This window comes from Gimesia sp. (assembly GCF_048260065.1).
Taxonomy (GTDB): Bacteria; Planctomycetota; Planctomycetia; order Planctomycetales; family Planctomycetaceae; genus Gimesia.
In genome coordinates this window covers 181,811-196,088 of record NZ_JBLXHC010000012.1, presented here as the reverse complement: position 1 = coordinate 196,088, position 14,278 = coordinate 181,811, and the positions used below count along the sequence as shown (strand labels likewise).

The 14,278-nt window shown below is 54.3% G+C and carries 8 protein-coding genes; 6 read left to right on the top strand and 2 right to left on the bottom strand.

Features of this window, described 5'->3' with window-relative positions; all coding sequences use genetic code 11:
• The first annotated feature begins 77 nt into the window (after window positions 1-77).
• The 5 genes from ACN0YN_RS21605 to ACN0YN_RS21585 all read left to right on the top strand — a co-directional run bounded on the left by ACN0YN_RS21605 (window position 78) and on the right by ACN0YN_RS21585 (window position 7,919).
• Entirely contained in the window at window positions 78-1,466 is a 1,389-nt protein-coding gene (locus tag ACN0YN_RS21605; RefSeq protein WP_417387099.1) for a DUF1501 domain-containing protein, read from the top strand.
• Between the two features lie 188 nt (window positions 1,467-1,654).
• Window positions 1,655-2,050: a GntR family transcriptional regulator gene (locus ACN0YN_RS21600; RefSeq protein ID WP_417387098.1), complete on the top strand. Its 396-nt coding sequence runs from the start codon at window positions 1,655-1,657 to the stop codon at window positions 2,048-2,050.
• Window positions 2,047-2,958, top strand: a complete 912-nt coding sequence (locus ACN0YN_RS21595; protein ID WP_417387097.1) for an ABC transporter ATP-binding protein — start codon at window positions 2,047-2,049, stop codon at window positions 2,956-2,958. Before ACN0YN_RS21600 ends, ACN0YN_RS21595 begins: the two co-directional genes overlap by 4 nt.
• Window positions 2,955-5,111, top strand: coding sequence for a hypothetical protein (locus ACN0YN_RS21590; RefSeq protein ID WP_417387096.1), 2,157 nt, complete (start codon window positions 2,955-2,957; stop codon window positions 5,109-5,111). Before ACN0YN_RS21595 ends, ACN0YN_RS21590 begins: the two co-directional genes overlap by 4 nt.
• 195 nt (window positions 5,112-5,306) lie before the next feature.
• Window positions 5,307-7,919 (top strand): PVC-type heme-binding CxxCH protein, encoded by a 2,613-nt coding sequence (locus ACN0YN_RS21585; protein WP_417387095.1) that lies wholly within the window; start codon window positions 5,307-5,309, stop codon window positions 7,917-7,919.
• 24 nt (window positions 7,920-7,943) lie between these two features.
• Here ACN0YN_RS21585 and ACN0YN_RS21580 read toward each other — a convergent pair whose 3' ends face one another.
• Entirely contained in the window at window positions 7,944-8,858 is a 915-nt protein-coding gene (locus tag ACN0YN_RS21580; RefSeq protein ID WP_417387094.1) for a peptidyl-alpha-hydroxyglycine alpha-amidating lyase family protein, read from the bottom strand.
• 250 nt (window positions 8,859-9,108) lie between these two features.
• Here ACN0YN_RS21580 and ACN0YN_RS21575 point away from each other — a divergent pair, with 250 nt between their 5' ends.
• Entirely contained in the window at window positions 9,109-9,702 is a 594-nt protein-coding gene (locus tag ACN0YN_RS21575; RefSeq protein WP_417387093.1) for a hypothetical protein, read from the top strand.
• Between the two features lie 11 nt (window positions 9,703-9,713).
• On the opposite strand, the gene ACN0YN_RS21570 is transcribed toward ACN0YN_RS21575, so the two are convergent.
• Window positions 9,714-14,255, bottom strand: a complete 4,542-nt coding sequence (locus tag ACN0YN_RS21570) for a protein kinase domain-containing protein (RefSeq protein WP_417387092.1) — start codon at window positions 14,253-14,255, stop codon at window positions 9,714-9,716.
• Window positions 14,256-14,278 lie beyond the last annotated feature (23 nt).

Below are 14,278 nucleotides of genomic sequence, written 5' to 3'. Positions count from 1 at the left end.
TGGTGAAAATGTTATAATCCACACATCAACTCCAGTTTATGCGAATCAAAGCGAGGTTGAGGATGGACGAATTCCAGATGAACCGTCGGCAGGCCCTCATTGCGAGTGGCCTGGGAACACTGAGTCTCGGCATGCCGGGCATGGTGCTTGGAAGCGACAAGGTCGACTCCTCCGGCAAAGCGGTCGCGGCGGAAAAGTCCTGCATCTTCGTTCTGCTGTGTGGCGGACCCAGCCATCTGGATACCTGGGATATGAAACCGGAGGCGCCGCTGGAATACCGCGGGCCTTACATGCCCATCGATACGAAAGTGCCGGGCATGCGCATCAATGAAATGCACACGGAACTGGCCAAACTGACCGACCAGTTCACGCTGATTAATTCGATGTCGCATCCAGGGGCCATCAGCAATCACTTTGATGCGATGCATAATCTGCTGAGTGGCCAGTCCGAAAAACGCGTGCAGCAGGGGATGTCGAACGAACAACCCTACCTGGGTTCCTACGTTTCCAAATTCAAACCCAGCAAACGCAATTTCGTCTCCAATGCCTGGCTCATCAAATGCGTGGGTCCGCCTGTCTTCTGTGCTCCCAATATCGGCATCGGCGGTTATCTGGGTTCCGCTTATGCCCCTGTGTTTGTCGGCTCGGCGGACAATCATCCGGCAATGAAAGATTTCAAGCCCCCTGAAATTTATGCTCCCTACGACGAACAGCGTTTCGAAAAACGAAAAGCAGTATTGAGCAAACTGGAATCCAGCCGACTCGATCGGGACCAGACCGTCAAAGACTGGTCCGATCTGCGCGAGAAGACCTACGAAGCATTAACGCGTGCCGAAGGTCGCAGAGCATTCAACATGGACGAAGAGCCTGTCATAGTCCGCGAACGGTACGGCATGCATCCGCTTGGACAGAACCTGCTGCTCGCCCGCCGCATGGTGGAATCAGGAGTCCGCTTTGTCACCGTCAACGGCTGGACCGGTCAGGCCGATCATGACAAGCAGGGTCCGCCCAGCAGCAGTTGGGACATGCACGGCGGCAATATGGGGATGGGCAACGCGTTCGGCAATGGATCTTATGGCATGGGCTTCTGTCTGCCTCGTCTGGATCAGGCGCTGGCCGCTCTGCTTTCCGATCTCAAAGAGCGCGGCATGCTCGATAATACACTCGTCGTCGTCACCGGCGAATTCGGTCGCACACCAAATGTACTCAAACAGGATCCGCCGGGACGTCAGCACTGGCCCCGCTGTTTCTCTTCTATTCTAGCGGGCGCCGGTATCGCCGGAGGACAGGTCTACGGCAAGTCGAACAAGTACGGCCAATACCCCACGCATAATCCGGTCCGCCCCGAAGAACTGGCCGCGACGATCTACCACGCGCTGGATATTCCCATCAACAATCCCCAGGACCCGACCGGCCTGTTGCGCACCCTGACCACGGGAAAACCCATCATGGAACTGTTCGGTTGATTTTCTTAGTTCTTCCTGCACACCCCCTCTTCAACTGAGCGTGGCATTTTGACTTACGCATGATCGTTCCCGCATCAGTCTGCCTGATCTGAACGTCAGCCTTGCCTGCCATTTCAAATTCTCTTCATTTTTGATTGACACCATCGCCCTAGTGTATTAGTGTAGTAATACACATGAGGTAATAATCAATGGCAATCAAAGCGACACAATTCGAAGTGCATCCCTCTGCCGGCGTGCCGATCTATCTGCAGATCATCGGACAGATCAATGCAATGATTGCCGGCGGGCATCTGAATGCAGGAGACATGCTCCCCAGCGTGCGTCAAATGGCGACCGAACTCGGCGTCAATGCGATGACGATCTCGAAAGCCTATTCCAAACTGGAAGGGGACGAAGTTGTAGAGCGGGTGCGTGGCAAGGGAATGATGGTCCGAAAGTCGGTTCCTGCGGGAAGCTCCCGTGAGCGAATGCAGGAACTCAAGCCACTGATGGAGCAGGCTATTGTGCATGGACGTCAACTCGGGCTCAACAATGAGCAGATTCTGGCAGTCGCCAACAAGCTGTTACAGGAATATCAACCATGAGCAATGTAATCATACAAACCGAGAATCTGTGCAAGCAGTTTCAGAAAAAGCGGGTCCTGTCTGGTCTCGATTTCCAGGTCCGGGCGGGAGAAGTGGTGGGACTGCTCGGCTCGAATGGATCCGGGAAAACGACCCTGCTGAAATGTATTCTAGGCTTACTCAAAACCACTTCCGGCAGCAGTTCGGTTTTTGATCAGGACTCGTGGGACCTGGATGCGTCAGCCAAAGCACGCATCGGCTATGTATCACAGGATTTCGCCTTACTCCCCTGGATGACAGTACTGGGGCTGACAGAATACACGGGCGCGTTCTACGATCGCTGGGATCAGGAATTTGTGAACCTGCTCTTAAACGAATGGAAGCTGGATCAAAAACAACGTGTGGGAACACTCTCCGCCGGGCAACGTCAGAAACTGGCGGTGATTGTCGCACTGGGACATCGGCCGGAATTACTGGTTCTGGATGAACCCGTTGCCAGCCTCGATCCCGCTGCCCGCCGACAGTTTCTGCAGTCCCTGATCGATTTCACCGAAAACGAAGCACATACGATTCTGTTTTCCACTCACATCACCTCCGATCTGGAGCGAATCGCATCGCATGTTGCTTTCATGGTGGACGGCAAAATCCGCTTCAACAGCGAACTGGACACCCTGAAAAACCAGGTAAAACGGATCCGCATTACCGCAGCCGAGAACTTGCCACCAAGCCTGGGGCTTCCGGGTACGCTCCGCGAACAGATTGACGGCAACCACGGACTGTTGGCGGTCAACGATTTTGAAGCTTTGAATCTGGAATTTCTTTCCCGGGAATTTCAGGCCACCGCAACTGTCGAAGATCTGAACCTGGAAGAAATCTTTCTGGAAGTTGCGGGAGCCCCCACTCAACCGGAAGCGGAGGCTGTCTTATGAAAATTCGCTTTAGCTTATATCGGCAGATTCTGAGAACCTACTGGCAACGCCCGCTCGTGTTGCTGTTGTCGGCTCTTTTTCTCGCGGGCTGGCTGTCACTGGTCTGGGGACCGACGAGCGGCAATGTGATGCGTGTGGGTGCACGACCGCAAAAGCCAGGACCGTCTGCTACGGTTATCACAACCGCAGTGACTCCTCCTGCCGATCGTGCGCACTCGCCGCAAACGTTTGCGGATCTTTTGAAACATACTGATCCTGCCGAGATACGTTCTCTCTATCTCACTCGCTTGAACGCAGATGATCCCCTGCCCGACTTGCGTCCGTTTGAGAATCTGGTTTTCCTGAGCCTCAGCGGATTTGAGCTGACGACTGACGAAGCAGACCGGATCTGCCAGCTTCCCCGCCTGAATGGCCTGGAATTTTTAGGTCCTTCACTCTCTCCGGGAGTTCTGGAACGTGTGGGTCGCAAAGTCAGCCAGTTGGAACTCCTGTCGCCTCCCCTGGAGTCTCATGCAGATGAAATCCCGCAGATGACACAGGTCAAACTGCTGGCGGTTCATCTGCTGAATGCATCACCCGAAATTCTGAAGCAGGTCACCCAACTGCCCGCGCTTCAGCAACTCACACTGTTGCCAGCGGAGAGCGCTATCATCAATGCTCCCCTCCCTGGGAGACCCCAGACGCTGGATCAGATCGACCTGTCTGCCGAACAACTGGCCCTGCTCCGCGATAAACCCACATTAAAAGAGGTCTATGCCAACTGGTTTATCATGCGACATTTCCGCGGGTTCAACGATGCGGAGTTGCTACCGGTGCGTGCATTGCCGATCACTTATTCGAAGTACCGAATGAACGCATTCCGTGGGGCCATCTTTCTGACAGCGATCCTGATTGCTCTGCTCGCGCTGCAGTTGTGGGCGCACTTTATTACACCAGCGGCCCGCCTGACACCAGGTTATCTAGCCCCCCACAGAAGACTGGCTGTAGGCATTCTGACCGCGGGAACGTTGCTGATCTCCCTCCCGTTATTACGCCAGGAGATCGGCGTGCTGCCGGCGTTCAGCCTGACACTGTTGCTCCCTGCGCTGGGTAGCCTGTTCCTGATTGCCCAACTTTCCCGGAAACCGTTCTGGCAATGGGCAGCGGTACCGCTCGTATTCCTTGTCGTTCCATTCCTGACAATCTTCTCAAATCCGCTCCTGAAAGTGAATACAGCAGAACTCATCTGGTACCTGCGCGGTCACCTGCCCTGGCAGGCACTCATGATTATCGCCGGTGAAGTTCTCTGTATAATCTGGCTGCTGATCAGATTCCCCGTGATTACAGAGCAGGTCAATGAAACCAGTGACCGTCTGCCCGCGTTTTCTCCCTGGAGTCAGGCCAACTCACCTCAGCAACAGGGACAACAATCGGGCCAGCCTCTGCTCAAGTTGTTTGACGTCAACCCAGACCAGTTACATCTCTCTCACAAATCGATCTGGCAGATGGCCCGCCTGTGGCAACTGGGGAATGCATACCGTCCCCGAGCCCTGCTGCTGTTGGTCCTGGTATACATCCCGATTTTTGGGTTGCTGCTCCAGGGGCTTAAATATCTGCTGACGGGCGAATCCACAGTTTCACAACCCCTCCCCCTGATCGTCAGCCTGTTTAATTTTTACTTCATTATTGGAATCGTACAGCCTCCTCTGATCTGGTGGAAAAGACGCAGGAGCATGGAGTCCGAAGCATTGTATCCCGTTAACCGTAACACTCTGGTGAAACAGTTGTATCTGGCGCTGGCCCTGGATCATATTGTTCTTGTGACAGGATCGCTGGTCATGCTGGCGCTGTATGGATTCAACCAGACGGCGGGCGTCTCAGAATGGTGCAGTCTGCTGTTACTCGTTGGCCTGGCCGCGCCGCTGTGGATCATCGGTACGAACGCGGCCGTCATTGTTTTTCAGCGTGCCTGGATGATTGTAAGCAGCATGTTTGGACTGTACCTGTTGGCCATCCTGTCGGTTTCGGCAGTGCTGACCTGGTATCTCCGTTATCAAGTCGACACTGTGCACGCAGGACTGTTCCTGATCATTGTGACGTTCACAGCAGTTACAGTAGCTCTGGGGCTGAACGTGCTGATGTACCGTGCCGCACTCAAACGCGAGTGGGGTTAGCCGCGTCGTCTGATTGACTCAGAAATAGAATCACTGCCCCAGCATCACATAAACACACGCCGATTCATTGTTCTTTTCCGAGTGGTTTAATAAACTGATTTAATAAATCATCAGGCACGAACCTGCCACGAAAACTCATTCCGAAATCAACATTGCCTGAGAGCAATGACGCGAATCCACAAAAGAGATACACCGATGAAATATTTTCCAATTTGCTCCCTGATGATCAGTTTGATTTTCGCCATCGGTTCACTCTCCGCTGACGAACGGGAACCGCAGGTCAAAACACTGCAACCCGGCGTGAAACTGACAATGGTCGCCGAACATCCCGAGCTGGCCACTCCGACAGGCGTGGATGTTGACGAACAGGGCCGCATCTGGGTCGTCGCCACACATACGCATTTTCGCCCCGACGATTATGTCGGCCCCGAGCATGATGAAATCCTGATCTTTTCTGATCTCAACAAAGAGGGTCGCGCCCAAAAACGACAGGTCTTCTACAATGCGACCGATGCCACGATGGACCTGGAACTGGGACCGGATGGCTGGGTCTATCTGGCCGAACGAGACCGGATTCTGCGCATCAAAGATACCAACGGCGACGGCAAAGCTGATGTCGAAGAGAATATCGCCGTGCTGAAGAGTGAAGCCGATTATCCCCACAACGGACTGGAAGGACTCGCCTGGGACACCAAAGGCAACCTGGTCTTTGCGCTCGGCGAAAACTACGCGAAGCCTTGGACCCTGACGGGCACCGATGGAGTCAGCTTAACAGGAGCCGGCGAAGGGGGCATCTTCCGTTGCACCGCCGATGGCAAAAAGCTGAGTCGCATTGCCGAAGGTTTCTGGAACCCGTTTGGCGTCTGTGTTCGCTCCGATGGCGAGATCTTCGCTGCAGAAAACGATCCAGGCGAACGTCCTCCCTGCCGGGTACTGCATATCATCGAAGGGGGCGATTACGGATATGAGCGCAGCTATGGATCGGAAGCCCATCATCCCTTCGTCAGCTGGAACGGCGAATTGCGGGGCACACTGCCGATGATTCACCCCTCGGGAGAAGCCCCCTGTGGGATTCTGCCGCTGGGACGCGGATTGCTGGTCCCTTCGTGGAGCGATCATTGCATTGACTTTTACCCACTCACTCCTCAGGGAGCTTCCTACACATCCAAACCCATCACTTTAGTAAAAGGGAGCCGCTACTTCCGTCCCAGTTGTATCGCCGAAGATCCTGCCTCCTCCAAACAAAAACGCATTTATTATCTGTGCGACTGGGTCGACGGTCGCTATCAGGCACACGGATATGGACGCGTGTGGAAACTGGAAATCGACCTGGATCAGGCAAAATGGGTCGGCCCACTGGATCTCGCTTCACCGACGAAAGAGGCAAAACTGGCAGCCAGTTTGCGGAACGGCAATACGAACTTCCCGCTTCAGGAACTGTTCCGACTTGCTCAGGATCAGGACCCGTTCCTCGCGCAGTCTGCTCTGCAGGCGCTGGCGCGGGCAGCAGCCGACTGGAATCCGAAAGAGGTCGCCGGCTGGCCAGCTGCAGACCGCATCCAGGCCGTGATGGCATTGAAACTTGCCAAAGTGAATCCGGAGCAATGGGTCCCAATGTTTCTCGCTGACAAAAACCCGGACGTTCAGTTTGAGACGCTCCGCTGGATATCCGACGCCGGATTGAAAGCATTTCTGCCTCTCGTCGAAGAGAAGCTGTCGCAAAGTGATCTCGACTACCGGCGGTTCGAAGCGGCCCTCGCCACCTGGAACACGCTGCAGGGGAAACCCGAAGCAGGCATTCGCAACCCGGAACTGCTGATCGCCAAAGTTCAGGATACGCAGAGTCCGCCACGCATTCGGGCTTATGCGCTGCGGTTGCTGCCTACACAGTCCCTGTCTGCTCCCAAAGAGGGAACCCAGCCAGTCAAAAATTTCCCCAAAGGTCTGACTTTAGAAATCCTTCAGCAGCTGCTGGACGTGAAGGATGAAACACTGTCTCTGGAAGCCGTCCGTACGCTGGCCGGTAATCCCATCGCAGCCCAAAAGATCCTGGCAGGTATCGCCGCTGATTCTCAGCAAACCGCCAGACTGCGCGCGGAAGCAATCGCCGGACTGGCGACTGTCGCAGAACAAAACTCAGACCTCTTACTGAAACTGGCTGGATCACAGGAACGCATCGTGCGTGAAGAAGCCCTGAGGGCGATCCGATCGGTTCCACTCACAGCGTTACAACAGCAGACCCTGAAGAAGCTGGCTGCTCAGTACCCGGAATCAGCAGACCTGTTTACCGCTGCCTTGAATCCGAAGTCACTCAGCGTCGGTCGCCCTGCCCTGACTGACACCGAAGCCTGGTTACAGGCACTGAAAGCAGTGAAAGAGCCTGCTGACCCGGAAAGCGGCCGCCGAATCTTTCATCATGGTCGTGTGGCCAATTGTGCTCACTGCCATCGTCACGGCGGGCGTGGAAACGTTGTCGGTCCCGATTTGAGCAGCCTGGGTGACAAGCAGGATCGCGTCTGGCTGTTGAAGTCGATCCTCGAACCAAGTCGGGAGATGGCACCCGAGTACCAGCCTCGCACCATCATTCTGATTGACGGTCGTACCTTTACGGGAATTCGACTACGGTCATACGTGAAAGAAACAATTCGCGATGCCAACGGGCAGAATCGTACTTTCGACCGGAGTGATGTTGACTCCATGGTGGAATCCCCGGTCTCTTTCATGCCCTCCGGTCTGGTCAACTCCCTGACGGACCGGGAGATCAAAGACCTGCTCGCGTTTCTGGAAAGCGGTTCGCCTCACAAATAATACAGCTGTTGACTGACGGAGGGATCAGCGTTTCCGCTGCAGTTTCTGCATTCGTTTCCCGCCAATTTCCGTCACAAACAGATTACCCGCCGCATCGACGGCCAGCATGTGAGGCAGCTGATATTCCCCGAGTCCTGCACCTTCTTTACCCCAGGAGTTGACGACCTTACCACTCGGATCCAGTTGCAGCACTTGATTGGCACGACCATCGGCCACGAAGAGTGTTCCACTGGAATCGAATTCCATGCCGTAAGGGGCAAAGCCCGTCCAGATTTCCAGCAGGTTCCCGTCCAGATCGAAGATCTGCACGCGATCATTCTCCCGGTCACCAACCAGCACGCGGTTCTTCGCATCGACTACAATCGAATGCGGCAGATTGAATTCGCCTGGCTGCTTACCCGGCGTACCCCACTGCCCGAGGTATTTTCCGTTCGCAGCGAACTTCATCACCCGGCTGTTACCATAACCATCAGAAATGAAAATGGTCCCCTGCGGTCCGAATGCAATATCCGTTGGCTTGTTGAATTGATCCTGACGGTCCCCCGCTTTGCCCGCCTGTCCCAGTGCCAGCAACAGCTTCCCCTCGGGATTGAACTGAAACACCATGTGATTGCCGATATCCGTTACCCAGATGTTGTCATTCGAATCCACGCGTAATCCATGTGCCTGACCGATTAATTGATCGCCCCAGGAACGCAGGAATTTTCCGCTCGCGTCAAAACAGAGGATCGGCTGCTTCCCTCGATGAAACAGATACATCCGCCCCTGACTGTCAAAATCCACCGCCGAACAGGGGCCCAGCGTCAGCCCCTCCGGGATCTGAATCGAAATCGGCGCTGGTTCAAAATCGATCTTGTCTGCAGCAGAAGAGAATTTCCCTGTCAGAATGAGACCAATCAATGCGAGAACAGAAAAACGAATCAGACGCTGTATTCTCATGGTGAGGCTCCTGAGTAAGCTTAGATCGATGACCGGGACAGCCAGAGTCATCGTGGGGATCAACTAATTAGTGTATGCTCCCCCCGTAAACCTGTCGAGGCAAGGAGACTGCGATCTTTCTCACTGAATTGACAAGGAACCTTAAACCAATTATTGATAAGCTCTCCCGGATAGACTCACCGGTTTTCTATAATGGCTTCACCACCTGATCAGCGTAGCTGAATGAATCAATAAACTTTCTGGTATCCTCATGGACTCCCGTATCAAGCTGCTCTTCAGCGGGCTGGCAATTCTCATCACGTTCACGGCTTTTATCCCGTATATACGCGGTATCCTGGCAGGACGGATCAGGCCGCACCTGTTCTCCTGGCTGATCTGGGGAATGACAACATTGATTGTGTTCTTCGCGCAGCTCGAAGCAAACGGAGGCAGCGGTGCCTGGCCGATCGGCATTTCAGGCACAATCACAGTCTATATCGCTTTTCTGTCTTATGTGAAACGCGGCGATATTTCGATCACGCGGCTCGACAAGCTGTTTTTCAGTACTGCTCTGCTCTCCATCCCCTGCTGGTACTTCACATCCAACCCGATGTGGGCGGTGATCCTGCTGACGATCATCGATCTGCTGGGCTTTGGTCCGACCATCCGCAAAGCCTACGATCATCCGTTTGAAGAAAGCATTCTGTTCATTTTTTTATTCTTCATCAGGAACACTTTCGCGCTGCTGGCACTCGAATCGTATTCGTTGACCACCGTGCTCTTCCCGCTCTCCATCTGCATTGTCTGCCTGTTTCTGGTTCTCCTGATCAGTTACCGCCGCCGGGTTGTGCCGGCAGAACGCTAGTGCGACAGGCATTAATTCTGCGGTTCACTGACGGCCTCTTCCTCTTTTCCTGGTTCCGCCAGCGAAAATAGAATTTCCCCTGTCTTTAATGGGGGCGCATTTTTATCGGCATAGTTTGGTAAGGTAAAGCGGACGCGTACCGACTGCCCCGGTTTCGCCTGAATGACAGTTTCCGCCTGCCCCCGCTCCACATCCCCCAGTCTAATCGGCAGACCACGGAGTTCATGCTTCGCACCAAAGCCGAAGGGTAAGAACCACCAGCCCACCGGACGAGCCGGCTTCCTGTCCTGATCGATGGGAACCGGTTTGCCAGTGTCATCGACGGCAGAGAGTTTCGTGTAGTAACTGTGAGTCATTAAACGAGGCAGCATAATTTCAACAAACTGATCCCCCGTGTTGCGATAGTAAAATCGAGGCAACACCTGCTGTCCTGTCGCATACTGTTCATTCTGGGGCTCGAAACGAACTCCCGCCTGTAAGCCATTGTCGGCGACAGGCCCCCAGGAGATTTTGCCATTATCGATTGCCTGGGAGCGAACATACTGTTTTCTTAGAATGATTGAATAACGGGGATAGGGAACATTGTTCGCGATGCGAGGCAATGTCAGCCGAACAGACCAGATCAGATACTCGTAGCTGTCATCTGGTTGAAACAGTGTCAGAAGTTCAAAGCCGACATCCTCGGGGAGCTGACGCTGTTCTGCAATCTTCTGCAACATTTTGAATTCGGTATTGGTCACGTCCAATTCATTCCGTTTTGTTTTCATCCAGCGGATCGCGGCAAGGACTTCCTGTTCGGTTAACGGCGGTTGATCCATTCCTCCCAGGCTCTGGTGAGTGGAATTGAAACCGTGGATTGCCGCAGCCAGAGGTGTGTTGTCCGGCAGTAAGGGGCCCGGTTCTTTGAGTGGAACAGGTTGACCCGCAGCATCCAGTTGATTCAACAGTCGTGTCCGTATCACGTGGATGAAAGGTACTCCATCGGGTTGATCGAGAACCAGTTGCGCCTGCCAGGCATGAAAACGGTCCTCGTCGACTCCGTCCAGAGCGGTGACGAATTCCAGTCGCCAGCCGGCAGCCAGTCTTCGTTGCTCTGCGATTTCACGAAACTGTTTTAACTGATCTGCGGAAAGCCCTGGATTCTTCTTTCCCAGCAACGCCCAGCGGACCGCTGCCACGACTTCGTCATCTGTCAAAAGCGGCTGCCCCTTGCCCACGGGATCCAGTTGCTGTTGCTGGTTGAATTTCTGGACGGCTTCTGTGAGTTGACTGCTGCCTTCCGGAACGATTTTCAAATCACGACAGAACTCTGCAATACGCTCAACAGGAACCATGTAGGATTTCTTCGACTTCTCTCCCAGAAAACGGGTCCCCAGCAAAGTCAGTCCCGCCAGTTGCCCCTCCTTGAACAGGGGTGTCCCTTCAGGCAAACTGCGATCGAGTTGAATGAGGCCCTCAAATCGATGTTTATTCTTTAGTGGAGGCAACTCCAGTTCCTCTTCGTTGTCAAATCCCACAATGCGTGCTGCCTGCGGGGTCAGAGTCAATTGCGGAGAACTTCCGGGATACATGGCCGCCAGCTCATCGCCCACCGCCAGTAACACATATTCTGACGGCTGATAGTCGGTCAACTGCTGCTGTGTCCGATACACGAACAGTTCCTTCGTGCTCTGCTTCTGATAGATCGCTTCAATTGGCGGACGATTGGGAATCTCAAGAAACGTCCGATCAACGGCATGGGGCGCTCCCTCGGGAATAATCCCTGCTGTCCCGGCTGTGATCACACATGTTTCAGAGCCGGCATCGACCAGAATTCCGGGGATCGCGCGGCGGGACTGATCCCGAAAGTAGACCAGCACCAGCCGGGCAATCGCCTTTTCCGCAGCTGTTTTCGGCGGTAATCCATTCCAGGATGAGATGACCGAATCTTCGTCAACTGGTTTGGATAATGAGGAACTGAATTCGGGATTTTTTTTCAACCGGTCGTATAATTCAACCATTTCTCCCACTGGAATGACAAACGTCCCTTGAGGAGGATCGCTCATATATCGAGGCCGGCTGCGTGTGATCCCCACCAGTTTACCTTCTTTGAAGAGGGGAGTTCCGGAATGCAGCTTACGATCAATTGAGAATTCCACCAGTTGCGGAGCCCCCTTTTTCTTTCCTGTCGCGTCCGTTTTCGTCTTATATCTCAGAGTGGTAATGCGCGTGGCATGGGGAGTCACAAATAATTCGTTGGTCCCTCCCAGTAAAATCCCCGATAACTGGTCACCAATTTCGAGCTGGATGTCATCTAGCGGTCGATAGTCGGTCAGTTTCCTCTGCGTATGGTAGAGGTATAATTCTTTCGTACTTTCTTTCTGGTACTCCAGCCCAATCTTTCCCCGTCCCGGGATATCCAGATAGATTTGCGCAGCGATCGGTGGTTTCGCTTCGGGGCCCAGGCCGGCTGTAATCACGTAGGTTCCCGCGCCGTCATTCACCATGATGCCATGCACTGCCCGATGCGTTCGATTCTGAAACGAGATCAGCGAGAGTTGGGCAATCGCTTTTTCCGCGTCTGTTTTCGGTCGGACCTTGATAGGCTCTTCTGCACTTTCATAAAATTCCGGATAGAGTTGACGGAGAGCTTCGTTCGTACCCGCTGTAATTGTCGAAGGTGTAGGCGATGGCTGTCCCATCACTGGAAGTAGCTTCCCCGGTTTACCACAGATCACAAGCTGCCCCACTTGAACCGGTACTTCTTTTTTTTCTTCAATGATCCGCCCCACCGATCTCCCCTGTTCGACTTTGGTAATGATGATCAGACCACACATCCTCCCCTGGTCCATAACGGCCAGTTTCATCCCCACCTTGATCCCCACCTTGATCCCCACTTGTTTCCCCAGGGAGATCACGGCCTCTCCATCAGAGACAGAGACCACCTGCCCCTTAATAAGCGTAGTCTCTGAAAATTCAATGACCGCATTGGCAGGATGACGTTCAGAAGCACGCACCCAGAGCAGATCCGCCAGTTCCGGTGTCCCCGGATTCACGAGTGACTGACGACTGGTGGTCCAGGCGCCGCGTATTTCATCATCGGCGAGTCGAATCGACAGCTTGCCGAAACGTTCCTCTCCTTCACGCCAGGTACCGTTAAATCGACGTTCGATGCGCGACCATTTTAAGTTGACCGTGCCCACGACGGCATTGTCAGGTTCCTGATATGTGCCCGCATATTGTCCCCCTTCTTCAGCGTTAAGCGTGACAGTCCCCCATTCTTTGCTGCGCCATTTCCCGGCGATATCGGGTGGTTCGGTGGCTTGCCAGAAACACATTCCCAGTACCACTGCGGACAGAGCAGCGATCAATGTCCCCACGCGAAATGCACGCCGCGGTTTCGTCGCTACCGCGAGCGTTTCCGGCAGGGAGACTTCGGTCGGACGCTGCACGTGTGACAGACATTCTTCCAGCAGGGTTGAAACTTCACGGGCGCTCGTAAAACGTGCCGCGGGATCTTTCTCCATCAGTCGACTGATGATCTGACAGAGCCATTCCGGGATCTCGGGATTGATTTCACGAATCGGGCGAGGTTCTTCATCTGTGATCCGCCTCAGTACGCCGTAACTCGTTTCAGAACGGAACGGTGCCCGACCGGTACACATTGTATAGAGTACACTTCCCAGGCTGAACAGGTCGCTCGCCTGGTCGACCGCTTCGCCGCGTGCCTGTTCCGGCGACATGTATTGAGGCGTCCCCGCGATGATACCGGTACGCGTCAGGCTGGCATCGTCAGCCGCGCGAGCAAGACCAAAGTCGGTCAGTTTCACTCGTTCCACCCCATCGGCCAGCAGTATATTGGCCGGTTTCACATCGCGGTGCACCAGTCCCTGCGCATGTGCTGCCGCCAGCCCATTGGCAGCCTGCATACCGATCCGCAGAATCTCCACCACTCCCAACGGTCCAGTATCATCCAGCCGGCGTTGCAAAGAAGGTCCCCGTACATAGGACATGACAAGATAAGGCAACCCCTTCGTTTCCGCCACGCCATGAATTTCGATCACACTGTCATGCACCACCGCTGCCGCCGCCTGTGCCTCGCGCGAGAACCGTTTGCGGGCTGCCCCGCTGCTCCCCAGATGCGGGGCCAGAATCTTAATCGCCACGTATCGATTTAAAGCAGGATCAAGAGCTTTCAACACCACGCCCATTCCCCCGGCACCAATCACCCCCACCACTTCGTAGGTTCCCAGGCGCCCCAGCATCCGCTCATCATCCGAAGGTGCCAGCAGATTCAATACGGAATGATGTGAGAAGGCAGCGACCTGTTCTGTAACCACATCCTGGGCAGAAGCATCCACGCCAGGATAATCCAGCGAAAGCGTCTCGTCCTGAAGTGAATCCCGGACTGATACCCAGATGTCATCACTGGCGGCCGCTGCTTCCAGATGCTGACGGCAGTCGCTGCATTGATCCAGGTGAATTTCAAAATCGGTCTGTTCTCTGTCACTCATTTTCTGTTGCAGAAACAGTTCGATCGCATCCGGATGACAGGTAGTGGTTCTGTTCTTCATTTTATTCGCTCCCGACAACTGAT

What these genes read in the sequence shown, in the direction of transcription:
- ACN0YN_RS21575 (WP_417387093.1), top strand. Translation starts at nt 9,109, where the DNA reads ATGGACTCCCGTATCAAGCTGCTCTTCAGCGGGCTGGCAATTCTCATC.
- ACN0YN_RS21580 (WP_417387094.1), bottom strand. Translation starts at nt 8,858, where the DNA reads ATGAGAATACAGCGTCTGATTCGTTTTTCTGTTCTCGCATTGATTGGT.
- ACN0YN_RS21570 (WP_417387092.1), bottom strand. Translation starts at nt 14,255, where the DNA reads ATGAAGAACAGAACCACTACCTGTCATCCGGATGCGATCGAACTGTTT.
- ACN0YN_RS21600 (WP_417387098.1), top strand. Translation starts at nt 1,655, where the DNA reads ATGGCAATCAAAGCGACACAATTCGAAGTGCATCCCTCTGCCGGCGTG.
- ACN0YN_RS21595 (WP_417387097.1), top strand. Translation starts at nt 2,047, where the DNA reads ATGAGCAATGTAATCATACAAACCGAGAATCTGTGCAAGCAGTTTCAG.
- ACN0YN_RS21585 (WP_417387095.1), top strand. Translation starts at nt 5,307, where the DNA reads ATGAAATATTTTCCAATTTGCTCCCTGATGATCAGTTTGATTTTCGCC.
- ACN0YN_RS21605 (WP_417387099.1), top strand. Translation starts at nt 78, where the DNA reads ATGAACCGTCGGCAGGCCCTCATTGCGAGTGGCCTGGGAACACTGAGT.
- ACN0YN_RS21590 (WP_417387096.1), top strand. Translation starts at nt 2,955, where the DNA reads ATGAAAATTCGCTTTAGCTTATATCGGCAGATTCTGAGAACCTACTGG.